Source organism: Rhizobium sp. BK176 (genome assembly GCF_024808055.1).
The window spans coordinates 58,362-84,728 of record NZ_JANUBV010000017.1; the positions used below are offsets into that span (position 1 = coordinate 58,362).

Annotated in this window: 22 protein-coding genes; 7 read left to right on the forward strand and 15 right to left on the reverse strand. The window is 58.6% G+C overall.

What is annotated here, in order from left to right:
- Nucleotides 1-102: 102 nt before the first annotated feature.
- Together tehA and FHT76_RS31935 are read right to left on the reverse strand one after the other, a co-directional pair.
- Nucleotides 103-1,131 carry a dicarboxylate transporter/tellurite-resistance protein TehA gene (gene tehA, locus FHT76_RS31930; RefSeq protein ID WP_183757104.1) on the reverse strand — a complete coding sequence of 343 codons (1,029 nt, stop codon included), beginning with the start codon at nucleotides 1,129-1,131 and terminating at the stop codon, nucleotides 103-105.
- A 35-nt stretch (nucleotides 1,132-1,166) separates the two neighbouring features.
- Entirely contained in the window at nucleotides 1,167-1,508 is a 342-nt protein-coding gene (locus FHT76_RS31935; protein WP_183757103.1) for a carboxymuconolactone decarboxylase family protein, read from the reverse strand.
- A 191-nt stretch (nucleotides 1,509-1,699) separates the two neighbouring features.
- Between FHT76_RS31935 and FHT76_RS41490 the strand changes: the two genes are divergently transcribed.
- Nucleotides 1,700-2,116, forward strand: a complete 417-nt coding sequence (locus tag FHT76_RS41490) for a cupin domain-containing protein (protein ID WP_405049524.1) — start codon at nucleotides 1,700-1,702, stop codon at nucleotides 2,114-2,116.
- Here the strand turns inward: FHT76_RS41490 and FHT76_RS31940 are convergent.
- From FHT76_RS31940 to FHT76_RS31965, 6 genes are all read right to left on the reverse strand, one after another.
- Complete coding sequence (locus FHT76_RS31940) at nucleotides 2,087-3,286, reverse strand: MFS transporter (protein WP_183757101.1); 1,200 nt, start codon at nucleotides 3,284-3,286, stop codon at nucleotides 2,087-2,089. The two genes, FHT76_RS41490 and FHT76_RS31940, sit on opposite strands and share 30 nt — an antisense overlap.
- A 95-nt stretch (nucleotides 3,287-3,381) precedes the next feature.
- Nucleotides 3,382-4,818, reverse strand: a complete 1,437-nt coding sequence (locus tag FHT76_RS31945; RefSeq protein ID WP_183757100.1) for a M81 family metallopeptidase — start codon at nucleotides 4,816-4,818, stop codon at nucleotides 3,382-3,384.
- Nucleotides 4,819-4,826: 8 nt separating this feature from the next.
- Nucleotides 4,827-6,746, reverse strand: a complete 1,920-nt coding sequence (locus FHT76_RS31950) for a beta-N-acetylhexosaminidase (RefSeq protein WP_183757099.1) — start codon at nucleotides 6,744-6,746, stop codon at nucleotides 4,827-4,829.
- Between the two features lie 29 nt (nucleotides 6,747-6,775).
- Entirely contained in the window at nucleotides 6,776-7,552 is a 777-nt protein-coding gene (locus tag FHT76_RS31955; protein WP_183757098.1) for an SDR family oxidoreductase, read from the reverse strand.
- A gap of 21 nt (nucleotides 7,553-7,573) precedes the next feature.
- Nucleotides 7,574-8,437: a MurR/RpiR family transcriptional regulator gene (locus tag FHT76_RS31960; RefSeq protein ID WP_183757097.1), complete on the reverse strand. Its 864-nt coding sequence runs from the start codon at nucleotides 8,435-8,437 to the stop codon at nucleotides 7,574-7,576.
- A gap of 23 nt (nucleotides 8,438-8,460) precedes the next feature.
- Entirely contained in the window at nucleotides 8,461-8,850 is a 390-nt protein-coding gene (locus FHT76_RS31965; RefSeq protein ID WP_183757096.1) for a RidA family protein, read from the reverse strand.
- A 112-nt stretch (nucleotides 8,851-8,962) separates the two neighbouring features.
- On the opposite strand from FHT76_RS31965, the gene FHT76_RS31970 reads away from it, so the two are divergent.
- The 4 genes from FHT76_RS31970 (at nucleotide 8,963) to FHT76_RS31985 (ending at nucleotide 12,437) form a co-directional block, all read left to right on the forward strand.
- The gene (locus FHT76_RS31970; protein ID WP_183757095.1) at nucleotides 8,963-9,448 is read left to right on the forward strand and encodes a hypothetical protein; all 486 of its coding nucleotides are present in this window, start codon (nucleotides 8,963-8,965) and stop codon (nucleotides 9,446-9,448) included.
- 20 nt (nucleotides 9,449-9,468) lie between these two features.
- Nucleotides 9,469-10,929: a M81 family metallopeptidase gene (locus FHT76_RS31975; RefSeq protein WP_183757094.1), complete on the forward strand. Its 1,461-nt coding sequence runs from the start codon at nucleotides 9,469-9,471 to the stop codon at nucleotides 10,927-10,929.
- 15 nt (nucleotides 10,930-10,944) lie between these two features.
- Complete coding sequence (locus FHT76_RS31980) at nucleotides 10,945-12,045, forward strand: D-TA family PLP-dependent enzyme (RefSeq protein ID WP_183757093.1); 1,101 nt, start codon at nucleotides 10,945-10,947, stop codon at nucleotides 12,043-12,045.
- 95 nt (nucleotides 12,046-12,140) lie between these two features.
- On the forward strand, nucleotides 12,141-12,437 hold the full coding sequence (locus FHT76_RS31985) for a hypothetical protein (protein WP_246712675.1): 297 nt from the start codon (nucleotides 12,141-12,143) through the stop codon (nucleotides 12,435-12,437).
- Nucleotides 12,438-12,462: 25 nt separating this feature from the next.
- Here FHT76_RS31985 and FHT76_RS31990 read toward each other — a convergent pair whose 3' ends face one another.
- The 7 genes from FHT76_RS31990 to FHT76_RS32020 all read right to left on the reverse strand — a co-directional run bounded on the left by FHT76_RS31990 (nucleotide 12,463) and on the right by FHT76_RS32020 (nucleotide 22,381).
- On the reverse strand, nucleotides 12,463-13,599 hold the full coding sequence (locus FHT76_RS31990; RefSeq protein ID WP_183757092.1) for an ABC transporter ATP-binding protein: 1,137 nt from the start codon (nucleotides 13,597-13,599) through the stop codon (nucleotides 12,463-12,465).
- 82 nt (nucleotides 13,600-13,681) lie between these two features.
- The gene (locus FHT76_RS31995) at nucleotides 13,682-14,884 is read right to left on the reverse strand and encodes an ABC transporter substrate-binding protein (RefSeq protein ID WP_210281002.1); all 1,203 of its coding nucleotides are present in this window, start codon (nucleotides 14,882-14,884) and stop codon (nucleotides 13,682-13,684) included.
- A 61-nt stretch (nucleotides 14,885-14,945) separates the two neighbouring features.
- On the reverse strand, nucleotides 14,946-15,806 hold the full coding sequence (locus tag FHT76_RS32000) for a carbohydrate ABC transporter permease (RefSeq protein ID WP_183757091.1): 861 nt from the start codon (nucleotides 15,804-15,806) through the stop codon (nucleotides 14,946-14,948).
- Nucleotides 15,803-16,687: a carbohydrate ABC transporter permease gene (locus tag FHT76_RS32005; RefSeq protein ID WP_183757090.1), complete on the reverse strand. Its 885-nt coding sequence runs from the start codon at nucleotides 16,685-16,687 to the stop codon at nucleotides 15,803-15,805. Before FHT76_RS32005 ends, FHT76_RS32000 begins: the two co-directional genes overlap by 4 nt.
- 12 nt (nucleotides 16,688-16,699) lie before the next feature.
- Nucleotides 16,700-17,857 (reverse strand): Gfo/Idh/MocA family protein, encoded by a 1,158-nt coding sequence (locus tag FHT76_RS32010; protein ID WP_183757089.1) that lies wholly within the window; start codon nucleotides 17,855-17,857, stop codon nucleotides 16,700-16,702.
- Between the two features lie 225 nt (nucleotides 17,858-18,082).
- On the reverse strand, nucleotides 18,083-20,221 hold the full coding sequence (gene scpA, locus FHT76_RS32015; protein WP_183757088.1) for a methylmalonyl-CoA mutase: 2,139 nt from the start codon (nucleotides 20,219-20,221) through the stop codon (nucleotides 18,083-18,085).
- A gap of 249 nt (nucleotides 20,222-20,470) precedes the next feature.
- Nucleotides 20,471-22,381, reverse strand: a complete 1,911-nt coding sequence (locus tag FHT76_RS32020) for a caspase family protein (RefSeq protein WP_259130202.1) — start codon at nucleotides 22,379-22,381, stop codon at nucleotides 20,471-20,473.
- 882 nt (nucleotides 22,382-23,263) lie between these two features.
- On the opposite strand from FHT76_RS32020, the gene FHT76_RS32025 reads away from it, so the two are divergent.
- A complete protein-coding gene (locus tag FHT76_RS32025; protein ID WP_259130200.1) occupies nucleotides 23,264-23,389 on the forward strand; it encodes a hypothetical protein in 126 nt (41 codons plus the stop codon).
- 92 nt (nucleotides 23,390-23,481) lie between these two features.
- Nucleotides 23,482-26,271: a hypothetical protein gene (locus FHT76_RS32030; RefSeq protein ID WP_183757086.1), complete on the forward strand. Its 2,790-nt coding sequence runs from the start codon at nucleotides 23,482-23,484 to the stop codon at nucleotides 26,269-26,271.
- Nucleotides 26,272-26,367 lie beyond the last annotated feature (96 nt).

Here is a 26,367-nt window from a genome sequence, read left to right on the forward strand (position 1 = left end):
ATCGATTCGATGCCTGCCATGGAGAATGCATCAGGCAACGACACGCGTTGAGGCTCACTCCTGAAGCGGATGCCGCTATCAGTTGCGCAGCGCGCAACTGCATTAAGGGGCAGACATCGTCGGTGCGGTTTGGGTTGGCAACAGTTTTCCCCGTGCCAACAGCAGAATGGTCCCGACTGCGACAAGGATCACGACGATATTTGCCAGAATGAAAAGAAGCGGGGCGAAGACATGCATCGGTCCGGTATCGCCACGCGCAACCATTCTCGATACGGCTGTCGACAGTGCTGTGATCCCGAAGGTGAACGCCCAGTAGGATGCTGCAAACCGCTGCCGGGCGATCCAGGGCAACATCCTCAGGAGCAGGAGCATCTGCAAGATGGCGTACCCGATCATCGCATGCGCCATCATGTCAGGCGTACCCGTTGTGACGCTGAGATAAGCGAGGCTGCCGACCGCCGGTGGCGCCAACTGAATGCCGAGCGTCGGACGAAACGGTTCAGCCAGGACAGGCGCCGTCAGCAACCGATTGAGGAGGACAGATTCGATTGCGAGCCACGAGAAAAAGCCCGCACCAAAGGCAAGCTGGCCCCAATCGCCATAGCCCATCGCCCCCGCGACCGTCGCCGTGACAAACGCTCCTGCGACGGTCGGCAGATAGAGAACCGGCGTCGTCGCTACCGGATCACGCCCGCCGCGCCACAGAATTCCGGTCCGCCATAATGCAAACACGACCGTGAACGTACCTCCTAGTCCGAAGATCAGTTCGGCGGCGGGACGAGAATAGGGAAGCAGGGCCAACGCAACCAGCATTGTCGCAACTCCAGCCAGGCCGATGAAGCAACATTGAACCGCATTCTCCGCCTCATCCCGTGCCGCCTGCGGATCCACGATCCACTTGGCGGTGTAGAGGACTACCAGCACCAGCCAGATTGCGACGGCGACAAGGTTCAGTGCGGCAGCGATTTCGGGGGGGAGCGGCCAAATCGCCGCCGCTGCCCGCCAGCTGTTGGCAAGACCCGCGACACCGAGAACGATGCCAAAGAATGCCGCAGGAACGCGCGGAAGGCGAAACCGCGTCGGGAGCGAGACCCTATCACCTGCCTGCGAGAGTTTGGAATTCACAGTCATGGAAAGCTCCATTCGCGTCGATCGACCTCGCACCGTCACTCTGTGACAGCGTGAGTAGCATCCACGACACGTGCAGAATAGACAAGCGCTGCGCCGGTATTTACAGAGATCGCAACACCGAGCGCCTCGGCAATTTCGGCTTCCGTTGCACCGAACTTCTTTGCCTCTGTCGTGTGAACCACGATACAACCGTCGCACCTCAGGGTGACTGCAACGACCAAGGCGATCAATTCTCGCTGTTTGGCATCGAGATGGTTGGTCTTCCGACCCGCCCCCGGCCAGCGTCTGATAGCCGTTTTTATCGTATCCGGTGCGAGCTTGGGGAGCTCCCCGATCCGGCCGAGAAGCTGGGTTCGATATTCCTTCCATTTCATCATTTGTCTCTCCATGATCATTGTTGCGCCGATGCTCCGGGGGGACCATGAACGCTTTTCATGCGCGTTTGCATGCCCAGCAAGCTCATGTTTACAACCGATCGTCTCAATGGACACTCTTAGCCGCCAGCTTGATCTGGCCGATCTGCAACTGCTGCTCGATTTGCGGTGCAGGCTCGAGGGGCGCATTCGTCATCGATCATGACCATGCCACGCCTGGCGTCGTACACTTTCATCTCGTGCTCGGCCGCCAGTGTTCCATCCGCACGGCCGCAGGACGACTGGTGACGATGCGTTCCGGGGATTTTCGGATGCTTCCCCGTGGGGATGCGCACAGCATTGTCAGCGTGCAATCGGAACGATCCGATCAGCCGCCCCGAGTATTTCAGATTGCTGCCGATGGAATGTTGCCAATGCGGACAAACCGCGGCGGCCCGTGGGACGTCGACCTCCTTTGCGGCCATTTCACCTATACGCCGGACTCGCCGAGCCTTCTCCTCGCCAAGGCTTTCAAGGCAAGCAGACAGGCAACACCGGCACAATTCCGGCGCTCGCTTTCCGTTTGGAAAGCCCGGACATCGTCAGCCAATCCCGCGTCCGTCGAACCATAGGAGGAGCGCCAGGCCGGTCATGCCGGCAACGGCACCGATGATGGCCGTCCCTGAATAGCCCCCGATACCGGTTCCGACTGCGAAGAGAAGCGCGCTCAGACCAGCGCTTACAAAAATATTGACCGATATCAACGCACTGCCGAGGCCCGGTCGATCTGCGATAAGATCCTGCAAATAGGTGATCGGAATGCTGATCAGGGCCGCTGCGCCGATGCCGCTGACGATGGTCAGCGCATAGACATGCCAAGGCGCCGAGGCAAAACCAAGCAAGAGCAGATAGACCACATAGATGACAGTGCCGAGCGCGAGCGCCGTGATGCTGCTCAAAATGCGTTGGGCACGGCCCCACACGACGATAAAGACGACTTCAAGGAACGCGACGATGCCAACGAGAATACCGACGTCGCCAACGGTCGCATGGGCAGGTCCCGTGACGATCAGGGGCAGGATGGCGGCATTGACGTGCAGGGTGCTGCTGATGAGTGAGACGGCCAGCACCCGCACGAGGACACGTGGCGATATGACCGCTGCGAGCGCTGCAATGTATGACAGGTGGTGCGTGGCCGCGTTGTCCGTTCCGCTCTGGCGGGGCAGGAAGGCGGCAATCAGGCAGAGGCAGACCATGCAGGCGAGGCTCGCAAACAGATAGGCCGGCAGCATGCTTGCCGATCGTGACAGGACGATCCCGACGAGGCCTGGCACAAGCACCCAGGAGAGCGAGATCATCGCCCTAACACCTGAATTCACCGATGCAATTTCATTGCGGGGCATTCCCCTGGTGCTGGCACGCACGTTGGCAAAGAGGAGTGAGTTAAGCGCGTTGTAGACCGGCAGCAAAAGAAGCGCGCAGATGATGAAGGTGCCCTGCGCTGGAAAGAGGTATATCGCCCCGTAGCCGAAGATCCCGAACACTGCGACAGTCACCATCAGCGACCGGTACTCGCCCAATTTGTCCGCCAGGTTGCCAAGCAGGATGCTGACAGTGACGTTGACCGCTGCGGCCGAAAAAATCAGCACCGAGTAGAGAGCATTGCTCATGCCCAATTCACGAATACCGATAACCGATTGATAGGGCGAGGTCGATGCACCGGCAAATCCAAATGCAAAGATCGCAAGCATGCTGACCCGGATCGTCGGGTCGCGAAAAACATCGGGAAGGAAACGGTTCATGACATATATCGTGCGGCAGTAACGCCGAGCATGCAGTGTGGATGGACGCGTCTAACAGGTTCGGCACGGGACCGGAACCTGCCAGACCGAAAAGATCATGCTCTCCAGCGCGCCGACAAGCGCGCCTGCGGTGCGTAATCAAAGTCTCGATCGAACGGGAAGGTCGGTCTGATGCGTCGCCTGCTGTCTAGCCCTTCGATGTCCTGGTTTACAACGCCTTGCGTCAGCGCCATCAGGTTCGGATTGGCAATCGGCGCCAGCTCAGGTGACAGATAGCCTGATTTGACGACAAGCAAACGCAGGGATTGGGGATCGAGATCCAGTCGGGTAAAATCGGCTATGTTGTGATACGGACGACGGCGGGCAGATAGCACGACGGTAATGCCGCCTGTTCGCACCACCGCCTGGCGTTCGCCGACCGGGCCGGGGTCATCGAGGAAGACCACCTCTGCTTCGACATGAGCCGGCAGGCTGGAAGGATCAAGCGTGCCGCCAATGGCGAGTTCGATTTTCGAGCCTTTCCCGGCTCCGAAGCAGGCCTCGACTGCGGGTCGGTCGGTTATGCCCGCAAGCAGGGCTCCGTCGAACCCCCTGGCAATGAGCGCATTGAGAACATCGGCCCGATCGCCGACGCCGCCGCCCGTTGGATTGTCGGCGGAATCGGCAAGGATCACCGGCACCGTCGCAGCAGTTTCCGCGATATCGATCATGGCGTCGAGCGGACCGGTCACCGGCCCGAAGACGAAGTGTTCGCGTGCATTCCAGTAGGACAGCGCAATCTCTTCCGCGGCGCGTTCGGCGGCCGCACGATCCGTGGCAGTGACCACCGCGCAGGCGGTCGCGCGTGGTTCGTCTGCCCAAACGTAACCGATCATCAGGTTGGCATCGAGGATGCCGGCGCGCTTATTAATGTCAGGCAGGGATTTGTAAAGGCTTCTTGCAGGCTCGTCCTCGGTCGATGTTCGCTCGCCTGGCCAGAGGACGGGTACCGGTGCCCAGGCCACGCCGGGCCGTCGGCCAGACCTCAGGGCGTCTACGAGGAGGGACCATGCGCGTATCATCGTTTCACGCACGTCGATATGCGGGGCCGTGCGATAAGCCGCAAAGATATCGAGCTGGTCGATGATCCGTTGACTGACATTGCCGTGCAAGTCGTAGCTCGCTGCGACGACGCACTCCTCGCCGACCACCGAGCGGGCGGCGGCAATCCAGTCGCCCTCCGCGTCATCCATTCCCTCGACGTTCATGGCGCCATGCATGGCAAGGTAGAGGCCGTCAACCGGCAAGGCAGTTTTTAGCCGATCTAGAAATTCCGCCTTGAACAACTCATATGCCGCCCTCGATACCGGGCCGCCAGGCACTGCGCGTGCATGCAGGAGCGGCAGGTGTTCAATGCCATCCGCGTCGAGGAAGGCGAAGTAGTCGGAGACCATAAGTTCCCCGCCGCGCAGCACGCGGAAATCTTGAGCCGTCATCATGACCGGCGAATAGGTACTGCATTCCGTATGGATTCCGCCCACAGCTAACCGCATCACTTGCCTCATAATTCCGGGCTGAGCCGCACGATCGCAGCGAAGCGTTCCCAGTCCTTCATGGCCCTCGGTGTCCACGCGGCTTCGGCAATCGCCGGCAACCTCGGAAAGACGAGCCGGTTGAAGTAGCCGCGGGACAGGAAGTGTTCCGACCAGATGCACGCCTGTACACCCTTCATTCGGTCCTTCAGCGCTTCGGGGAAGTCACCCTCCGCCTCATAGGCATAGGTATGGGACGGTGGCACGGTTCCGGCCCAGCTTGCGCCCGGCTCCTGAAATGCCTCCGCCTGTACCATGTCGAGGTAATAGGCCTGCCCCGGCGTCATGACGACCTCATAGCCCTCGGTCGCAAGATCGATGCCGACCTGCGGATTTTCCCAGGCCATCAGCAATGTGTCCTCTGGGGCGACACCACCCCCATGTGCAACTTCATTCCAGCCCGCGAGCTTGCGACCGCGAGCCGTCAACATCTCTTTTACGCGGTTGAGAAAATAGGACTGCAATGCGAAAGTGCCCGAAATCCCTTCCTGCTTCATCAGCTTCCTGGCAAGCGGAGAGGCCAGCCAGGACCCGTTCGCCACCTCGTCACCGCCAATGTGGAGGTACAGTGACGGAAAAAGGTCCACCATCTCGTCGAGCACAGTTTCGAGGAATTCATAGGTCAGAGGCACCGCGGGATTGAGAGCATTGTTTGGGTAGCCCTGCACCGAATGGTAGCTCTCGGGCGCCTCCTGGCCGTCAGTCAGATCGGGTATCGCGGTCAGTGTCGCCGTGCTGTGGCCGGGAATATCGATCTCCGGGATGATCTCGACGCTCAATCTCGCCGCATGGGCGACGATATCGCGGACATCGTCCTGGGAATAGAAGCCACCGACAGGCTCTGCGCTGTTGCCGAGTTGAGGCAGGAGAGGTTCATCCGGGCCACGAAGGGCGCCGGTCGTCGTGAGTTGGGGATAGGCCTTGATTTCAAGGCGCCATGCCTCATCGTCCGTCAGATGCCAGTGGAAGATGTTGAGCTTCAACCAGGCAAGGATGTCGATCAACCGCTTGACGTCGGCGGTCGGGTAGAATTGGCGCGACACGTCGAGATGGCAGCCCCGCCAACCGTATCGCGGCCTGTCTGAAATCGTACCGGAGACAGGAAAGCGGAAGTTTCTCCGGTCGGTGCGGGCGCCATGGAGGAGTTGCGCAAGCGAAGTCAACCCATATTGGCGTCCTGCCTTCGCGGAAAAGGACAACGCAATCTGTGTCGCGGAGAATTCGAGCTTGTAGCCTTCCGGAGCAATGGTTGCATCGACCAGGAACTGCACAGAACGCCCCTGCGGCGAGGCAGCAAGACTGAATGGCGCGTGACTACTCTCGAACAATCGGCGGTGAAGCGACAGAACTGTCGAGATAGCCAGCACATCATCGCGCGTCGATCCTTCGCCCGGATAGAGAACAACGGGGAAATCTTCTCCCGGCTTCGCGTCTATGTCCGCCGGCCAGGGTTGCAATGCAAATGGCAGCGCGACCTTGCCCTCCGGCAGAAGGATTGGCGGAGGCTCATTGACGCAGCCCTCCAGAAGTAGGTCGGATACGGCGACTGTGATATGTTTCCCGTCCTGGAGCGTGACATAAGCCGACTTGGCACCATCGGTGCAATGACGCGCCGGCCGGTGAAGACCGCTGACTGTGAAATTCCAGCTCTTACCCGGATCGACCCGAAGGCCCTCCGGTGGGGCGAATTCATGGAAATTCGCGTTACGACGTAAAAAGGTTGCATTCTCACAGGCCTTAGGATCGATGACGCGCGTCAGCGACGTATAGGCCAGCGTGAAGCCAAAGAGCGTTTCCTCGGAGAGATTGAAGAGCGAAAACGTAAAGCGACCGTTCGGACCGCCGTCAGGCTGCCACGAACTCTCCAGGCGATAGGGCGCCAACGACATCAAGGTTCCTCTCATGACGTGTATCGGGATCAATAGTGTTCGGACTGCGAGAACGTCCGCGCCAGCTCCGCCTGACCGGCAGTCAGCCCGCAGTCGACGGGCAGGCAGACGCCCGTGATTGCACCAGCCTGTGGTCCCGCAAGAAACGCCACGGCATTGGCCACGTCACCTGGATCGACAACCCGCTGGAGCGGATACCAGCGTCGCGCCTCTTCGAAGACATTGGGGTTGGCCGCAGCACGCGCTTCCCAGGCCTTCGTGCGGACAGTGCCAGGTGCAACCGCGTTTGAACGAATGCCGAGCTTTCCGTATTCGACGGCAACCAACTTGGTGAAATGCAGCAGGCCGGCTTTCGCGGCACTATAAGCGGGGTGGCCAAACACGTTCATGCCATTTACGGAAGCAATGTTGATAACGGATCCCTTCGAGGCCTCCAGCTGGCGTTCGACAGCCCGGAAACACAAGAACGCAGCCTCGAGATTGAGGGCATTGTCCATCCGCCAGATCTCGGGTGTGGTGTCATGCAGGCTGACGGCACGCGCCGCGCCGGCATTGTTGACGAGTGTCCGCACCGAACCCAGCAAGGCTGCCTGGCTTGCCATTTCGGCGACGCTTGTTTCGCTGGTTACATCGCAGGCGTGCGCGACAAAGCGTTCGACAGGACCGAGATCGAGCGCGGCCTTGGCGGCGGCTGCGGGATCTATATCGACGATCACAATGACATCGTGATCGTCTGCAAGGCGCTCGGCGATGGCTCGTCCAATATCACCTGCAGCACCCGTTACGATCGCTACCGTCCTTGTCATTCTGCATCCCTTTTTGGCATGTTAATCCCCGAGGAGTTGCCGGTCGTCACCATCGCGATGGGCAACGAGTTGTTGCTTTATGCGGCGTAGCGCAACGGCAGCCTTCGGCTGAATTGCATAGGCGACCAGGCTGGCAAGAATGTCGACGATCGCCAGATAGGCAATGCGCGTCGACGTCGGCCGGAAGATGTTGCTACCTTCCTGCAGGTCGACAGGCACAACAATTTCCGCCACCTTTGCCACCGGGCTGTCGCTTTGGGTGAGCGCTATAGTGGTTACTCTTGACTCGCGGGCAAGCGCGAAAGCGCGCACGAGCTCGGCATTGCGTCCCGTAAAGGAAGAACCTATCAACACGTCTGTCGACTTCGCGGCGGCTGCCATCATCAACTGCATGCCATGATCCGAGCTCGCCGTGACATGCAGGCCGAAGCGAAAAAGCCGGTTCTGAAGTTCGCTTGCAATCATCGACGAGTTGCCGCCGGAGCCAAAGGCATAGATCATGTCGGCGCGTGAGAGCCGCTCGGCGGCAAGCTCGATCGCAGCCAGGTCGAGCGAACGATGAAGCAGGAACAGTGCGTTCTGTGCCTTCGTGATGATGTCCTGCGCGACATCACCCGGGTTGGTGCTCTTGGGTTCCGGCTTCAAGTAGCGCATGCCAACATAAGCTGTCCTGGCAAGCTGAACCTTGAAATCGGAAAAGCTCTCGCAGCCCAATCGGCGGCAGAAACGCGTGACGGTGGGCGGAGAAACGTCCGCCCTTTCGGCGAGCTCGATGATCGAGGCATTTACCGCAAACTCAAAGTCCTTGAGAAGGATATCGGCGATACGGCTTTCGGAGGGTGAAAGCCGGGGCTTCTCTTCCTGCAGTGTTGAGAAAATATCCATCCCGTCCCCCGCTAGTGTGCAGTTTACAGATCCTTCGACCTATACGCCACGCAATCGATTTCGACCTTGCAGTCAACCATCATCGACGATTGAACGCAGGCTCTAGCAGGGGGATGGTCACCGAAGTACTGCTGGTAGATTGCATTGAAGGTCCAGAAGTCGCGGGGATCGTCGAGCCACACGCCACAACGCACGACATGCTCCAGGCCGTATCCCGCCTCCTTGAGGATCGCCAGGACGTTCTCGATCGTCTTGTGGGTTTGCGCTACGATATTGCCATCGATGATCTCGCCATTTTCCATGGCGACCTGGCCAGATACATAGAGCCAGCCATCGGCTTCAACGGCCCGCGCGAAGGGCAGGGGCTTGCCACCGGCACCCTTTTGAACCGCGCCATAGCGCTTAATGGACATCGATCGATCCTTGCAAATTATTTTCGTATTAAGTTGACAAGTGACCATAGAAAGCCGAATTTGACCAGCGAAAAACGCCATTGATGAAAAGAATTTCAATCCGGGGGAGATAATGCGCGATCCTTTCAAAAACCCGTTTCCCGTTTCAGACGTCGCGCGGCATTCGATCTGGGAGATGCTGGTCCCTCGCGACATCGATGCATTCCTTGCTGGCGACTGGTCGATGGTCGAGCACGATTTTGTCGAGGAAGGCTTCATCGGCATCGATGGACGGAAAGAAGTCAGCCCCGATAAATGGCGGCTTGCGTTTCCGACGCTGTCTACCTACCGCGACGAGTGGGTGCGTCAGGCAGAGGAATTTGCCACGCAAGCGTTTGCCGAAGACACCCGCACGGCCATCTTCACGACCACCACGCTCGAAGACATAGAGATCGAGGGTGACATGGCGCTGGTGCGCAAGAAGTTCGATGGCGGCCTCAGCAAGGCTGATGGCACGCGTGATATCATGCAGTGGCAGACACTTTATTACTGCCGCCTGCATGAAGGCCGCTGGAAGATCTGCGGCTTTACCGGCTACCTGCCGAACCCGATGGGCTGATCAACACAAAGGCCGAACCCTTGCGCATTTTCACGGCGGCGCTCGCAACCGAGACCAACACGTTTTCACCGATCTGCGTCGATCGACGCGCCTTCGAAGCGTCGCTTTATGCGCCTCCCGGCCAACATCCGGAAACGCCAACGCTCTGCTCGGCACCGATCACGGTGGGGCGTCGTGTTTGCGCGGAGAAGGGATGGGAACTGATCGAGGGCACCGCCGCCTGGGCGGACCCGGCCGGGCTGGTGAACCGCTCCGCCTATGAGGGATTACGCGACGAGGTGCTCGCGCAGCTAGAAGCCGCCATGCCTGTCGACGCCGTTATCCTTGGCCTGCACGGCGCCATGGTCGCCGCCGGTTACGAGGACACCGAGGGCGATATTTTGGCGCGTGTCCGCGAGATCGTCGGGCCAGAGCTCCTCGTCTGCGCCGAGCTCGATCCGCACAGCCACCTCACCGCCAAGCGCCTAAAGGCGGCAGACTTCTTGGTCTACTTCAAAGAGTTCCCGCACATTGATTTCGTCGACCGCGCCGAGGATCTCTGGCGGATTGCCGTGGAGACGTTGGAAGGGCGCCTGAACCCCGTCATGTCCGCGTTCGATTGCCGGATGATCGACGTCTATCCCACCTCGCGCGACCCGATGCGTTCCTTCGTCGACAAGATCATGCACATCGAGCAGGACCACGCTGATATCCTGTCGATCTCCGTGGTTCACGGCTTCATGGCCGGAGATGTGCCCGAGATGGGTACGAAGATACTTGTCGTCACCAACAACAAGCCGGAGGAAGGTGCGGCCCTTGCACGTGAGCTTGGCCTAGAGCTGTTTTCCAAACGTGGCACTTTCATGATGCCGCAGATCGACGAGGTCGAGGCTGTCACGCAGGCTATGGCAGCAACCTCGTGGCCTGTCGTCGTCGCTGACGTATGGGACAACCCCGGCGGCGGCACTGCAGGCGATGCCACCGTCCTCCTCCAGGAGCTCATCGAAAGAGGCGCCAAGGGTGTCGCGATAGGCACGATCTGGGACCCGATGGCAGTGCAGATTTGTATGGCAGCAGGCGAGGGCGCCGAAATTCCGCTCCGGTTCGGCGCCAAGTCTGGCCCCGGCACCGGCAATCCTGTGGACGGGATCGTCAAGGTCGTAAAGCTCGTTGCGAATGCCGAGATGCGTTTTGGCGAGAGCTTTGCGCCGTTCGGCGATGCGGCGCATATCGTACTCGACGGCATCGATATCATCCTGAACTCGACGCGCGCCCAGAGCTTCGATCCGAGCCTCTTTTCGGTTATGGGTATCGATCCGACATCCAAGAAAATCCTGGTGATCAAATCGACCAATCATTTCTACGCGTCCTTCTCCAAGATCGCAGCGGAAATCATTTACTGTTCGGCCGGAACGCCTTATCCCAACAATCCGGCCAAGACGCCCTATCGTCGCGCGCCGAAGAACATCTGGCCGATGGTCGCCGATCCCCACGGCCGCTAACACGGAGCGCGTCATATGCAGGAAAATCCGTTCGCCATCATCGCCAGGCCAGGCGACAGGGTCGCCGATCTCTCGACGCCACGGCCAATCATCGACGAGGATCGCCTGGCGGCGAACATCGCCCGTACGCAGGCCTACATGGACGAGCACGGGCTGAACTTCCGGCCGCATATCAAGACCCACAAGATCCCGGCGCTCGCAGCCGAGCAGATCGCAGCAGGCGCAAAGGGCATCAACTGTCAAAAGATCAGTGAAGCTGAAGTCTTCGCAGCGGCTGGTTTCCAGGATATCCTGATCACCTTCAACATCCTCGGCCCGCAAAAGCTTAAGCAGCTGGCAGCCCTCAACGACCGCATCTCCGACCTGAAGGTAGTCGCCGACAGCACGGCCACGGTCGATGGCCTGTCTGCCTATTTCGCATCCCGTAAACCGCTGACTGTGCTGGTCGAATGCGATACCGGTGGTGGCCGCTGCGGCGTCCAGACGCCCGATGAAGCAAGAGACTTGGCGAAGCGCATTCACAGCATCCCCGGCCTCTCTTTCGGTGGGCTTCTCAACTATCCGAAGCCCGGGGCTGCCGAGGCGGTACAGGCATTTCTCGGCGAAGCACTATCGCTTCTCGAGGAGCAGGGAATTGATTGCCCGATCGTCAGCAATGGCGGCACGCCGAGTCTGTTTGAGGCACATCTCGTCAGCGCCGCGACCGAGCATCGTGCCGGAACCTATATCTACAACGATCGGGCCATGGTTCGCGCCGGTCACTGCAGCTGGGATGACTGCGCCATGCACGTGCTCGCGACGGTCGTGTCTCGCCCGACCGGGGATCGTGCCGTCATCGACGCCGGTTCAAAGGCACTAACCTCCGACCTGCTTGGCTTCTCCGACTTCGGAACTGTGGTCGGTTACCCCGAGGCGGTGATCACTGGATTGTCTGAGGAACACGGCGTTATCGACTTATCGAAATGCGGCGACAGGCGTCCGGAGATCGGCGACAAGATCCGCATCATCCCCAACCACACATGCGTTGTATCCAATCTTTTCGACACGATGGTCTTTCACCGCGACGGCGTCGTCACCCGTGTCGAGGACGTGGCTGCGCGCGGACTCGTCTGGTAACGAATCTCGCCTTCCTTTGACATATGCCTCTTGACGTTACGCGATTGAAAAGCATCTTCTTTTCAGCGGCGTTAGGCGCGCGGGAGGTCAGGTCGATGAGAGTCTCCGTTGCATTGGGCATAGTGGCTAGTCTGTTGGCGATTTCGGCGGCGGAAGCACCGGCGGAATGGCAAAGCTTTCATGGCGTTCGGATGGATTCGGATCCCGTGCTTCTGGCGCGGTTTGAGCGGGCTTATCGCTATTGCGAGCCAGAGGCCAACTACCGGGGCTCTCCCTATCCAGCCAATCCCTGGCACGTCACGGCGCTCAGAAACTGCATGTCTAGATTGGGAATCCTCGACCGTGGCGCCTATTCCTACCCAGCTAACAGGCTCTTCTATCCCCTGTACTGAGGGCGGCGCTCCCCGGGTCGGCTGATCAGGCAGCCGCGGTGGGGTTGAGCAAATTCACGTCGATATCTGTCAGTTCGACATGGCGCTCGAATGATATCCCCTTGTCGTCGAACAGATGGCAGTCGACAACGTTAATCCCGGCCAACAGAGGCTGATCCGGCCGAACGGCAGCACCGCCCGGCAGCGTCGCGCAGAAATTCTCGCCTTCACCGTCAAGCGATGCATAGGCAACTGTCTGTGCGCCAAGTCGTTCGATGACCGTAGGTGCAACTCTGATCTGGATGTCACCTGATCCAATCTGGATGTGCTCGGGGCGCACGCCCAGCGTCAGCGTCTTGCCAACAGCGCCCTGCCGCGGCGTCACTGGGATGGTAGCTTTCTGCCCCTGATAATCGATCTCCACGCCGGCTTCACTGACTGCGCTACAGGTAACCGGCAGGAAGTTCATCTTTGGATTGCCGATGAAGCTCGCGACGAAGATATTCGCCGGTTTGTGGTAGAGTTCCAGCGGCGCGCCGGTCTGGGCAATCTCCCCGGCGTTGAGCACTACGATCCGGTCTGCCATGGTCATCGCCTCGATCTGGTCATGGGTGACGTAGATCATCGTCGCCTTCAGCTGGCGATGCAGCTTGGCAAGCTCGATGCGCATGTCGGCGCGTAGCGCCGCGTCGAGGTTAGAAAGCGGCTCGTCGAACAGGAAGATCTTCGGTTCGCGCACGATCGCTCGGCCGATCGCCACGCGCTGGCGCTGGCCGCCGGAAAGCATCCCCGGCTTCTGCTGCAGCCTCTGGTCAAGATGGAGAATGCGTGCGGCGTGCTCGACTTTGGCCTTGAGCTTTTCCTCTTCCATCTTTTCCACGCGCAGTGGGAATGCGATGTTCTCGAAAACCGACATGTGCGGATAAAGGGCGTAGGACTGGAACACCATTGCAATGCCGCGCTTGACCGGCGGCAGGTCGTTCACTCGGAGCCCGCCGATGACGATGTCGCCGCCGGAGGTCGCGTCCAGACCGGCGATCATGCGCAGCAACGTCGACTTGCCGCAGCCAGACGGCCCGACGAAGACCACGAACTCGCCGTTCTTCACCTCGAGCTGAATGCCCTTGAGAACCTCGAAGTCGCCATAGAACTTCTGAACATTGTTGAGAAGAAGCTGTCCCAAAACCTGTCTCCGGTTGCCGCGCCTGCAGCATGCATACTGTAAGGGGGATCGCGGTTGTTGCGCCCGCGATCCCGACAAAGGCTTACTTGAACGCTTCGATCTCGCCAGCAGCCTTCTTGAGGGCATCGGCCGGCTGGGCCTTGCCCGTCACGACGGACTGGACCATTTCGATCATCGAGTTCTGGAAGCCCTTGTAATCCGTAAAGAGCGGCTCGGGACCACCGAAGGCGATGCCGTCGATAAACGGCTTCCAGGACGGATCTGCCTTGACGAATTCATCGACCTTCGGCGACGGACGCAAAGGCGTGAGGCCGGCGCCGCCCTGAAGCTCATATTCTCCCTGGGGGCCCGGCGAGGTAATGAACTTGGCGAATTCGATCGCCTTGTCTTCCACGCCCGTCCCCTTGAAGACGGCCAAGCTGTCGGTGATGAGCAGTGTACCTTCGCCCTTGGCGGAAGGGCCAAGCGGCAGCGGTGCCACGCCCCAGTTGATCTTGGTGTCCTTCAGGCGGGCAGCAGCACCCGAGCCTGCCTGGATCATGCCGACCTTGCCGTCGAGGAAGATGGCACGGATCTCGTTCTGCTCGTAGGCGGTCGCGCCTTCGACGGAGTAGGGCGTGATGTCCTTGTAGGCCTGGAGCGCTGCCAGCACTTCCGGGCTGTCGATGACGATCTTGTCGCCGTCGATTACCTTGCCGTTGTTGGTGTAAACCCAATGCATGAACTGATGCATCGTGTTGTCGAAGGTCTTAGCCGGAAGGCCGTAGCCTGCGATGCCGGTCTTTTCCTTGATCTGCTTGGCGTCGGCGATTTCTTCAGCCCAGGTCTTCGGCGGGGTTTCAGGGTCGAGACCAGCCTGCTTGAAAATGTCCTTGTTCCAGTAGAGTGCCTTGGTCGAGAAGGCGACCGGCACGCCCCACTGATTGTTGTCGAAGGTGACCGTGTCGACGATATTCGGGTAGTAGCTCTTCTTTTCCTCGTCGGTCATCGGGACCGGAACGATCAGGTCGTTCTGTGCGAATTCCTTGAGTGTGCGCGAGCCGACATAGGCCATTCCGACCGGCGTGCCTGCAGCGGCAAGCGTCGTGGCCTTGTCCTGGCACTGTTCCCATCCGACGACCTCGGGCGTGACCTTCCAACCCGGGTTCTTGCCTTCCCATTCCTTGATGTATTTTTCGTGGATCGGATCGATCTTGTCGCCGCAGTAGATCCAGCTGATCTCCTTGTCAGCGGCCTGCGCGGTCATGGCGCCGAGCGCGGTAGAACCGAGCAGGGCAAGGGCCATCAGCCCGGTCTTGAAATGAATTGTCACTTTGTTAGCTCCCGTTTTTTCTCTGGTGGTTGACTTACTGTTTCACCGCGCCCGCGGTCAGCCCGCTGACGAGATACCGTTGAAGAAAGAAAATCACGATCATGGCCGGCGCGATGCCGACGAAACTTGCAGCCATCAGTTCATTCCAGACCACTTCCTGGCGACCGAAATAGGCGAAGAGGCCGACCGGTAACGGCGCAAATTCGGTCTTGGAATTGAAGGTGAGCGCGAAGATGAACTGCTGGGCATAAGAGCCGATGAAGGTGGTGATTGCAACCACCATGATGCCGGGCATGGCGATCGGCAGGATGACGCGGCGGAGCGTATAGAAGTGGCTGGCACCGTCAACGAAGGCGGCTTCGTCCAACTCCCGCGGGATGCGCATCATGTAGGTTCTCAACAGCCAGATCGCCGACGGGATCAGGAAGGCAACACCCGGAACCATGATTGCGAAATAGGTGTTGAGCAGGCCGAGCGTGCGCATCAGCCGGAACAGCGGGATGAGCAGTACTGCGCCCGAAAACATGTTGACGGCCAGAAACGCACCGAGCAGCAGCCCGGCGCCCTTGAATTCAAACCGCGCGAACGCGTAGGAGGCAGGGATCACCAGCACTAGGACGACAGCGGTGACGATGGTCGAGATGAAGAAGGAATTGAAGATGTAGCGCGCAAAGCCCGGCACGCTAATCCACATAGTCCGATAGGCCTCGAAGGAACCGTTTTCCGGGATGAAGCGATAGGGTGATGAAAAGAGCTGACTGAGCGGCTTAAGCGATACCAGGAAGCCCTCGACAAAGGGCGCGAGCACGAAGGTAAGGAAAATGAGGATGCCGGCATAGATGCCGATGATTTCATACCATTTGTACCGATGGATCAGCAGATGTGGCTGTTTCATCGCTTGTCTCCGGACGTAAGGCGACTGGTCACGCGGAAATAGCAGACGCAGAAGATCGACAGGAAGATGCAGATCAGCACGGCGCGCGCGGCGCCTTCGCCGTATTTGTTCGAGCCGATTGCGGTTTTATAAGTGTCGATGATCATCGTCGTCGTTTCGCCGCTCGGTCCGCCACGCGTCAGGATCCAGATGATGTCGAAGGAATTGAAGGTCGCGATCAGTGACAGCATCGACATGGTGATCATCGAAGGGACGATCAGCGGGAGGGTAATGCGCCGAAAGCGATAGAAGCGGCCGGCCCCGTCGGTCCAGGCAGCCTCGTAGAGGTCCTGCGGAATCGCCTGCATGGCCGCGAGCATATAAAGCGTGACCAGCGGAACGCCGATCCAGACGTCGGTGATGATCGTCGCCCAGAACGCCGTGGACCCCTGTGCGAGAAACGCGACCGGCGCGTCCACAAGGCCAAAACGCTGCAGCATGCCGGAAATCATTCCGAACTGGCCGTTGTACATCCAGCCCCACATGAAGATGCCGATCGCCATTGGGACAATCCATGGCGGCATCGTCAGCACGCGGAAGAGCGCCCTGCCGGGGACCGCGGAATTCAGCATCGTCGCCCCGAAGACACCGATAATCATCTTGATGGAGACAGAAAAGAACGTCCAGATGAAGGTGCGAACGATGACTTCGGCGAAGGTAGCGTTGAAGATCTTACTGTAGTTCACCCAGCCGACCCAATTCGTCGTCTTCTTCAGCGACGCATCGGTGAAGGAGAGGATGAACGTGTCGACCAGGGGATACGCGACGATCACAGCGACATAGAGGACTGCCGGAAGGAGAAGGATCCAGGCAAAGATGACTGCGTTGCGTTGGACGCTCATCTTGCCGCCCTCTCAAGCCGCTCTTGCGTGCAGGGCTTCGTCGAACCTGTCCCAAATCGGGCGCAGATCGATAACCGCCTTCTTCATCCTTGCCTCGTCCATCGATAGGGCCAGGATGCCGGCCTCGAGGGCATTGAGCGTCGAAACTGGAAGTTCGGTACCGGTACGCACGCTGTCGAGCAAATCTGCCGCCATCTGCTCGTCGGCACCGTAGTGCTGCGAAAGCTCTGTCGCGACGTATTTGTTCTCGACAACCTTCTTGCCTGTCAGCTGCTCATGAACATCGAGATAGCCTCGGACGAAATCGCCCTCGGCCATGCCGCGTGATCCCATAATGGCAAAGCGACGGAACTGGTCTGGAACGTTGAGATTGGTGTGGAAGTTCATTCCAACGCCGTTGGCGTATTCGACGATTGCCACCTGATAGTCGATGATGTCGGCGTCACTGTCGAACACCTTGTCGGACCCCATCCAGCCACTCGGCTTGCGATGAAACAGTTCGACGTCGTTGATACCTTCGCGCACGGGGTCATTTGCGGGGATGAAGCTCTTACGACCGCCAAAGCTTGCAACACGCTCGGGACGCGCGCCGACGACACCGTTATAAAGATCGAGGTCGTGGCAGCATTTCTCCAGCATGAAACTACCCGAATAGCGCTCATAGCGGCGCCAGTCGCGCATGAAAAACGCACCGTGGTAAGGCTCGATATGTTCCGCAGCCTCGATCGAGACAATTTGCCCAAGCTTGCCTGACGCCTGGATCGCGCGGAGATCCTTGTACAGCGGAGAGTAACGCAGAACGAGACCGACCATCAGCCGCTCATGACCAAACTTCGCCATCAGTCGTGCCAGTTCAATGCTTTCGGCAATCGTCGTTACGATTGGCTTTTCGCAGAAAACCTTCAGACCTTTCTCCAGGCCCAGCCTGATGTGGTCGAGATGCATGTGATTGGGCGAGCCAATCATCAGAAGGTCAAGCGTCTCGTTGGCGATGAGCTCTTCCGCAGACGCGTAGGCCGTTCCTGCGGAAATGCCCTGTTCGGCGAGACCAGGCAGGCCTGCTGGATCGGGGTCGACGTAACCGACGATCTCGAAGCTTTCATCCACTGCGGTGAAGACATGGCCAAGGTAGCCGAGCCGGAATCCTAGCCCGATAATTCCAACTTTCATGCTGTTATCTCGTTCCCAACGCGTAATTTATTTTCGTCAGGTTGGGACAAAAATTCGAACCCGTCAACTCGAATCCCATAAAAAGTTGGCTATATGAAATTAATTTTCATGAGCGCTCATTTTCCCAGTCCGATTTTCGTGTCTCCGCGAATAGGGGGCGCCGATGACGATCGAATGATCGTATGAACGGCCACGGTGTCGAACCCGGCAGGCAGGGACGGTCGACTAGCGGTTGCGCCGCTTGCCCTCCAGAAGATCCAGAACCTCATTTGCAGCATCGAGGACATTGGTCCCCGGTCCAAAGACAGCGGCAACACCGTTCTCCATTAGATATGCGTAGTCCTGCCGCGGGATGACGCCCCCGACGACGACAATAATGTCGCCACCGCCCCGCGCCTTGAGCGCCTCGACAAGCTGCGGCGCAAGTGTCTTGTGGCCAGCCGCCAGCGATGACATGCCAATGATATCAACCTTGCTTGCAACAGCAAGATCGGCTGCTTCTTCGGGTGTTTGAAAAAGTGGACCTGCCAGGACGTCGAACCCGATGTCACCAAATGCCGAGGCGATGACCTTGGCCCCACGGTCGTGCCCATCCTGCCCGAGCTTTGCGACCATGATCCTGGGCTCTCGGCCGAGAACCCTGGCGGCAGCAGCCATGCGATCCTTCAGCACCTCGAGCTCGGGCTCGTCCCGGTATGCCTGCCCGTAGACATCCTTGATGACCTCGGGCTCGGCAGCGTGATCGCCGAATACATGCCGCATGGTATCAGAAATCTCGCCAACTGTGGCGCGCGCGCGGGCTGCCTCAACGGCTGCCTCAAGCAGGTTACCCTGACCGCTCATCGCAACCAGTCCCAGCTGATCCAGAGCCGCCGTGACCCTTGCCTGGTCGCGGCGGCGTTTCGTTTCACCGATCCGCTTTACCTGGGCCGTTCGAACAGCCGCATTGTCAATGGCGAGGATCTCGATGTCTTCCTCCGTATCGAGCCTGTATTTATTGACACCTACGATCACCTCGTCGCCCCTGTCGACCGCTGCCTGCCGGCGCGTCGCCGCCTCCTCGATGAGACGTTTGGGAAGGCCCTCATTAACAGCCTTCGTCATGCCGCCGAGTGCCTCGACCTCACCGATCAGCGTCCACGCCTTGTCGGCGAGCTCATTCGTCAGGGTCTCGACGTAGTAGGATCCAGCCAGAGGGTCGACGACCTTGGTCACACCAGTTTCGTGCTGGAGGATCAGTTGCGTATTGCGGGCGATACGGGCCGAAAAATCGGTTGGCAAGGCGATCGCCTCGTCGAAGGAATTGGTATGGAGCGACTGGGTCCCACCGAGGACAGCCGACATCGCCTCGAATGCGGTTCTGACGATATTATTGTAGGGATCCTGTTCCTGTAGCGACACGCCCGACGTCTGGCAATGCGTACGCAACATCAGCGAGGAGGCTTTCTGGGGTTTGAATTCCTCCATGATCCGCGTCCAGAGCAGCCGTGCGGCGCGCAGCTTTGCCGCCTCCATGAAGAAATTCATTCCAATGGCAAAGAAGAAGGAGAGCCGACCGGCGAAATCGTCAACATCCAGGCCTTTGGCGATCGCTGCCCGGACATATTCCCGACCGTCGGCCAAAGTGAATGCAAGTTCCTGGACCAGGGTCGCCCCAGCTTCCTGCATGTGGTAGCCCGAGATAGAGATGGAGTTGAACTTCGGCATCTGCTTCGCGGTGTATTCAATGATGTCCGCAACGATCCGCATCGATGGTTCCGGTGGATAGATGTAGGTATTGCGGACCATGAACTCCTTGAGGATGTCGTTCTGGATGGTGCCCGACAGCTCGGCCTTCGAGACACCCTGTTCCTCTCCGGCCACGATGAAATTCGCCAGGATAGGTATGACCGCGCCGTTCATCGTCATCGACACCGAGACCTTGTCAAGCGGTATGCCATCAAACAGGACCTTCATGTCCTCGACGCTGTCGATTGCCACTCCGGCCTTGCCGACGTCGCCGACAACGCGCGGATGATCGCTGTCATAGCCCCGGTGGGTCGCAAGGTCGAAAGCAACCGAAACACCTTGCTGTCCGGATTGAAGTGCCTTGCGATAAAAGGCATTGGAGGCTTCCGCGGTTGAAAATCCCGCATATTGCCTGATTGTCCATGGCCGGCCGGCATACATTGTTGCCCGCGGGCCGCGCGTGAACGGCGCAAATCCGGGAAGGGACCCGAGGTGCTTGGCATTTTCGATATCGCCCTCGGTATAAAGCGGTTTGACATCGATCCCTTCTGGTGTCTTCCAGACGAGCGACTCCGGCGGCGCCTTGAGCTCTTTCTCCGCAAGAGCCATCCAGTCACCAAACGTTTTCTTCGCCATCCTATCCTCCGGCATTCTTCTTTTGCCGGAAGCTAGCATTTTATTTGCCGGTTGCGCGATAGAGCCATTCGATAATTTGCCGCAAAGCGCAGCGTCAGACGGCAAGCGCGGTCCGTCGATACGACGACTGGATCTCCTTCCGTGGTGAGCAGTTCCTGTCCCGCCGCGTCACGACAGGCGACGCTCCCATTCGATCACACTGCTGCTTTCTCCTCCTGGCCTCTCATGCCGAAGAGTGGGGTCAAGGCGTCAGATCGCAAAAGGCGACTGGGCATCGAACACGGGGTTCTTCGGACCAATCATCCAGTGATTGGGAGATTGCGTTTCCGGCAGCTTCCTCAAGATCGCAGCATGGAAGGCCGCATAGTCGCGGCTGAAGCGGCCATGGTCCCACACGCTGATCAAAGCCGCGGTAAACGCACCATTCCCGGGGCCGTCGAGCGACACCTGATTATCTTGGCATCCGGACATCAGCCGGACACTGCACGAGATCGGTGTATCGGTGGCGCGCTTGACACTTTGCGCTTCCACGCTGGAGAGCGAACTTCCGAGCTTGCTGTAGAAGTCGCGGTTCTGCCGGAACGTCCGACTGGCGATGTTGATGGGCATCGCCCGTGCCAGCGGACTGCTGACAACAGCGACATCGGTAGTGGCGTCGGGAACGACTGCCCTGATGACGGTACCGCTGTGGCAGCTGTCCGAAACCACCAGAACCCGGACACCGGGCCTGAATTTTGACCAGAACTGATAAAGCTCATCGTCAATAAGCTGGCCATCAAACAGGCACCAGGTTTCGTCGACGCCATCCTCTTCGTCGCCATTGAAATCGGGAACCTGGCCACCGTGGCCCGAATAGCTGACGAAGAAGATATCACCCTCCTTCAGCTCCTGCGCCGCCTTCTTGAATACTTTGGTAACGTTTTCGCGTGTCGCATTTTCCGTGAGCAGGAGGGTCGCGTCGTATCCCAGGCCCGTGGCAATCTCATGCATGTCCTGTGCATCGAATTCGCAGGCATTCAATGGGCCGGCCCATCCCGCATAATGAGCAGGATCGATGGCATTCAGACCGATGTGAAGCGCGATGCCGCGAGGACCGTCACTGGGCCTGGCACTCTGTGGAACCGCCCTTGACGGTCGCACTGCAGGACGGGCACTGCTGGTTTCAGTTGCCCTCGCAGCCCGCGCCTTATTAGCCCTGTAATCGACATCTCTGGTCCTCGGCTTTAGTTGCTCGATGACGGTCGCGAACTTTTTGGCAACTTTCCTATAGCCATCGTTTGTCGGATGGAGCTCGTCAAACCATTCATCTGCCGGCACCGTGTTGCGGCAATCGATATAGTGGAGCCTTGCTGACGTGGACTGCAGGAGACCAAGTCTCTCGTTGAAGCGATCGATCATCACCCGAGCGATTGCCCGCTGAAGCTCAGGATCGGTGATGCCCCTGGATGCCATGGGCTTGCCGATCCAGGGCCCATTCGCAGGCCTTGCGTAGTCATATCCATGACAGACAATATGAACGTTCGGAAACTTCTGGGCGACCTGCCTGACCAGTTTCGAGTATATCCCTATCGCTTCATCGAGGATGAGATTGAAGGAAGGACGCAGATGCGCGGCCGGCGATTTTGCCGGGTCGAAGTCGAATAGGTGTGCGGCCAGGTTTCCGCCAGCAACGACATCATTGCCGCCGCCACTGAACAGGAAGATCGAGGCTCCGGTATTGGCAATCGCGTCCAAATATTCGGCTTCGCGAAACATGTTTGACAGTGTGTCACCAGCGGCATCCAGACTGAAGACTGCGTAGTCCTGCATCAGGTCGTCTATGACGTCTTCCAGCTTGAAGGGATATTGGAACCAGCTGTCTCCTTCCGAGACAAGGATCGGCCCCCGGTAGCTTCCGCTTCCCACGCGGGCATTGAACGCGAAATGCCTGCGCAGGCGCGCGATGAAATTGGCACTGTTGAGCAGTGCCGCACTCCGCTCCGTGCCTTCTGCCGTTTGCGGCACGCTGACCGTGTCCGGGTTCACGGTCAGAACCGGGTTGAAGGGACCAGATCGGTCTTCATCAACCAGAAAATACCGGGCGAGTTCCTCGTCCGAAAGAGATGCGTCGGCAAGCCGGCGATTGAGTTCTTCAAGAGATATTTTTCCGTTGGAAGGCATGGACTTTCTCCTCTGGCAATGTCGCGGGCCTGGTCGCTCGGATCCGGCTTAGGATTCGCGAAGCAGGTTCGCTTCTCAGATCGGGTCGGGTTGGGAACCGGCCGCATGATGCATCCATCAAAAACTCGTCGAACCTGACTGGCCCCGCCATCGCCTCTGGATCGAGCCACGTGCTGGTCTCCGTTCAGGCCTTTGCAACGGACGTTCCGACGCCTCCTGCGAGCGGAAGAACGAAAAGGGCTATCGTTGCGGTCGGGCATCGACCGTGAACGGATGCCGACGCTGAGGCGGACGGCCCAGTCGTAAAAACACCTTTGCCGTTCCGATGTCGTCGCTCCCACCCAACCGGTGCGGGCATTTTACGCGAGCAGATGACACGTTGGCAGGCAGCGTGTCCGGCGGGGAGGGGCCGAACGATTGGCAAATGGACATAATTGCAAAGGTGCGCGCCATCTATCAGGACTCTCGGCTCTGTAGAAACGCGATCAAGGATGCTCACTATCACGCCCCCCAGGCAACGCGAGCGGACAAAAGTATGCGGCGCATCAACGCCATGACCACCACGACAGGTTAGCCAAGAAAAGCAACCTGAGACAGCCGATCCGGCTCAAGCGAAGATTATCAGAGAATTGGACTGCCAACCTGTCGAGCTATTGGCAATGATGAAATGCAGCCAAGCTCGCGTTGCATTCCCGCAATGATACACCGCAATGTAGAGGTGGCAAGCAGTATATTCAGCGTCCGCTAACATTCGGAAGGCACGACTGTTGAAGTAAATGATTCCAACGATTAGCCTACCATAGATGGTTGAATTTAGACAATATTGGGCCTAAGATACTACTATCGCGCACATTCCCGTAAAACGAATGTGGAGGGACGCAAATGACAAAGAAGACTTTGTTTATTGTGGCTGCCTTTGCGCTGGCTCTGGCCATGACAGGCTCGATGGGCCTGCACCCGTCCATTGCGCTGGCCGGTCCATGCAATCCACAGCAACAACAATGCTAGGCTGAACCAACGTTTGCGAGGAAGTCGCAAGGGTGTACTCAAAATCCGCGTACTGGCCATCGACGGTTCCCGATTCATTATGGCAATTTGGTTTGCTTGTACCAGGGAGCCGTAGGGATTTTCCGTTCGTTGGCATCGCGGTAACCGGCCAGTTCGTCCTAGCCTTCGCAGCTGGGTGCGCTCTGATTTGTGCGTTTGCCTGGAAGCGATTTTCAGAACCCACCTACGACGTCAATGCAAGCGCGTTTCGCGACTTCAGGGATTTGACGATCTGGAACCTGAAGGACAGTTTCTCGCTGAGGCGGGCCTACGCGATATACTGCATATCCCTGATCTTCATTTATGCGACGCTTGCGTTCTTTGGGCGGGTGATCGTCCAGCTCTTTGACGCACTCAATGTTTCCGGTCTGCAGATTGGTATGGGGACCATCGAATTCGACTCCTGGAAGTGGCCCCTCTTTCTGGCGCTTGGTATCTCGGGTTTTGCTCCTCTGATCAATCCACTGGTTCCCGCCGAAAACTGGCTACGCCGGTTCTCCCATGAGGTGGTAGGCATTCCGACTCGTCTCAAGGAAAAGACAATCCGCATAAAGACGCTGATCGATGGTGCTCCATCCGATGACAGTCGTCGTAAGGCGTCAGCGCTTGCGCAGCGCGTTCTCGGTCCGAAACTCAACAGCTTTTTTGCGTTGGAGCGAAACCTCAAATACGTCGTCCATTGGTCATATGAAGAACACGTGGAATGGTCCGACCCCGAAATCCGAAGAAAGCTGAACGAGTATGAACGAAACGTCCGCGACGAGGCCGAGAATGCCCTGACGGATTTCCAGTATCTGACCGATCCGGCGAGGACGCCAGACCGGTCAACGGCAGACGAGGACCGGATCAAGGATCTCGAAAAGCGGTTATTGAACAACACCCGCCTGCTCGAAGATCTTCGGGATCGGTTCTCCTTGATCATGGCCATTTACTGCGAGTATGGCTCTCGCTTCGACAAGATGAAGCCCGGCCGCCTAAGAGACAGCATCATCGAGAAAGTGGTCGACAAACGCGAGATGGCGGCGACCGGATTGCCGCTCTACGGGTTCGTGATCGTCTTCGTCGGATACTTCCTCGTAATACGGGCGCAATGGCACCCGCTCATTTCCTCGGTTCCGCTCACTGATCAGGCGGTGGCCATGAGTGCGGCGCTCGAAACAGCAAAGGTCTTCCTGCTGGTGTGGCTGCCGTCGACTGTCGTCGCATCTTTTGTCAGCGTTGTTTACGGCACCGGCCTATCGGAATCTCCGCTCAACAAGAGCGTCGCGTGGGCGACGATCTCCGGTGCAATTGGCGCTTTCGCTGTGGCGGCCAGCGGAATGACTCTCGTTGCAATGCTCTATTCGGCGCTGCCGGCCAGCAACGTTTCCCAGATGTGGCAAAGCCTCTTCGGATCAGGGAGCTGGACGGGTGCACTTCTCTACTATCTTTTGCTTACGCCGGTTGCCATCATTGCCTTCTGCTTCATCAACTCGGTAAGGGCACCGGACAGACCGCCGCGCTTCTCCGTCATTCTTGGCCTTGCCTCGTGTGGCGCGCTCGTGACCCTCGTCTATCTGATCGTGTTCGCCAGTATCACTGTTTCGCAACCGTGCATGGTGGGGAGTCCGGCGCAACCCGCTTCAATATTGAAGGTCGTGTCTTTGTCGGGTCACGACCTGGAGACGTGCTTTGCCTATTACAGCACACTTGACCTCATCGTGATGCCACTTACAGTCTTCTTCTCTGTCCTTGGATTGGCGCCGCGCCGTCTGCGCAGGTCCAAGATCCTCGGCAAGGCGCAGGAAATCGCCGCGACAGGTGTCGCAGTGCTGCTTGCCTGCGCGATCTTGCTTGTTTCAAGCGCCTCATCGGCGCACACGCGGGAAATTGTCATCGGGTTCAGGACAGATATCCCCCCGTTCTCCTACCTTCCTCCGCCGGACGGTAATAACGAAAAAAGGCCATATCTCGGTTATCTTGCCGAGCTTTGCTACGAGATCTTTGACAACAGTGACTATCAGCTGATCCAGGTCCCCATCAATGGAAGGAACCGGTTCTCCGCCATGAGGCAACCACTGCCCGAGCTGGGAGACAGGAAAGTGGATGTCCTCTGCGACGCGGTCACGGTTCGTCTCGACGACCCCGAGCGGACGGGTGCAGGCGTCTTTTCACCCATCGTCTTCGTGTCGGGGGTGTCCTATCTCTGGCGCTCCGTTCGAAGGTTCCGCGACGTCGAGGTCGGCTATCTCGGCAACTCGACCGCCGAACGGGTTGCGAAGGAAGCGTGCACAGTGGACGCGTTGAGGCTGGGGTCCTCAGGCAAGACCCCGGATTGCTTCACGGGACAGCCGACGGAGTGCCGCGCTGAAATGACAGCTGTCAGAAGCCGGGACCCTGAGCCGACGAAATCGCTCAAGGAGATCGGTGCGGCCATCCCCGCCTATGTCCTTTGTCCCATGCAGGATCACGATCAGCTCATCGAGTGGTTCTGCAGCAATACAGACCGGGACAAGGTATATTTTGGCGACCGTGAAATCATCCTGGGAAAGCTGGCCGCCTGGAGAGCGGCAGGGCGAAGCTGCACGGATGTGCGAGACCCGTTCCAGTCCTTTACATACGAGCCGTATGCCTTGTTGATCGCCACGCAGGACATGGCTCTCTTCGCTTTCGTTCAGCATCGGATCTACGAGCTGTTTTCACATCGCGCCGGGGCGGAAGCCCTGTTTTACAAATGGTTTCCTCAACAGACCATGTCCGAGCCTCTGGCGTGGCTTTTCAATCTCAACAGCGTCATGGACCAGGAGCAGGTCATTAGTGGCAAAAAGGAGTTCCCGAACGTCAAACAACGCCACACTCCATGACCCGGAAAAAGCAGCCGCAGAAGTAGCGTCAGTAATTCCCTACCGCTGGTCTACCGTCGATGACATCAGCTGATTGCGTTCGCGTTCGTCGCGCGT

Excerpts from the sequence above, each read along its gene's own strand:
- FHT76_RS31965 (WP_183757096.1), bottom strand. The coding sequence starts at position 8,850 with ATGTCCATTAAGCGCTATGGCGCGGTTCAAAAGGGTGCCGGTGGCAAG.
- FHT76_RS32010 (WP_183757089.1), bottom strand. The coding sequence starts at position 17,857 with ATGAAAGTTGGAATTATCGGGCTAGGATTCCGGCTCGGCTACCTTGGC.
- FHT76_RS31980 (WP_183757093.1), top strand. The coding sequence starts at position 10,945 with ATGCAGGAAAATCCGTTCGCCATCATCGCCAGGCCAGGCGACAGGGTC.
- FHT76_RS32020 (WP_259130202.1), bottom strand. The coding sequence starts at position 22,381 with ATGCCTTCCAACGGAAAAATATCTCTTGAAGAACTCAATCGCCGGCTT.
- FHT76_RS31940 (WP_183757101.1), bottom strand. The coding sequence starts at position 3,286 with ATGAACCGTTTCCTTCCCGATGTTTTTCGCGACCCGACGATCCGGGTC.
- FHT76_RS31950 (WP_183757099.1), bottom strand. The coding sequence starts at position 6,746 with ATGTCGTTGGCGCCCTATCGCCTGGAGAGTTCGTGGCAGCCTGACGGC.
- FHT76_RS31995 (WP_210281002.1), bottom strand. The coding sequence starts at position 14,884 with ATGGCCCTTGCCCTGCTCGGTTCTACCGCGCTCGGCGCCATGACCGCG.
- scpA (WP_183757088.1), bottom strand. The coding sequence starts at position 20,221 with ATGGCGAAGAAAACGTTTGGTGACTGGATGGCTCTTGCGGAGAAAGAG.
- FHT76_RS32025 (WP_259130200.1), top strand. The coding sequence starts at position 23,264 with ATGACAAAGAAGACTTTGTTTATTGTGGCTGCCTTTGCGCTGGCTCTG.
- FHT76_RS32005 (WP_183757090.1), bottom strand. The coding sequence starts at position 16,687 with ATGAGCGTCCAACGCAACGCAGTCATCTTTGCCTGGATCCTTCTCCTT.
- FHT76_RS31985 (WP_246712675.1), top strand. The coding sequence starts at position 12,141 with ATGAGAGTCTCCGTTGCATTGGGCATAGTGGCTAGTCTGTTGGCGATT.
- FHT76_RS31945 (WP_183757100.1), bottom strand. The coding sequence starts at position 4,818 with ATGCGGTTAGCTGTGGGCGGAATCCATACGGAATGCAGTACCTATTCG.
- FHT76_RS31935 (WP_183757103.1), bottom strand. The coding sequence starts at position 1,508 with ATGATGAAATGGAAGGAATATCGAACCCAGCTTCTCGGCCGGATCGGG.
- FHT76_RS31970 (WP_183757095.1), top strand. The coding sequence starts at position 8,963 with ATGCGCGATCCTTTCAAAAACCCGTTTCCCGTTTCAGACGTCGCGCGG.
- FHT76_RS31955 (WP_183757098.1), bottom strand. The coding sequence starts at position 7,552 with ATGACAAGGACGGTAGCGATCGTAACGGGTGCTGCAGGTGATATTGGA.
- FHT76_RS31960 (WP_183757097.1), bottom strand. The coding sequence starts at position 8,437 with ATGGATATTTTCTCAACACTGCAGGAAGAGAAGCCCCGGCTTTCACCC.
- FHT76_RS32000 (WP_183757091.1), bottom strand. The coding sequence starts at position 15,806 with ATGAAACAGCCACATCTGCTGATCCATCGGTACAAATGGTATGAAATC.
- tehA (WP_183757104.1), bottom strand. The coding sequence starts at position 1,131 with ATGACTGTGAATTCCAAACTCTCGCAGGCAGGTGATAGGGTCTCGCTC.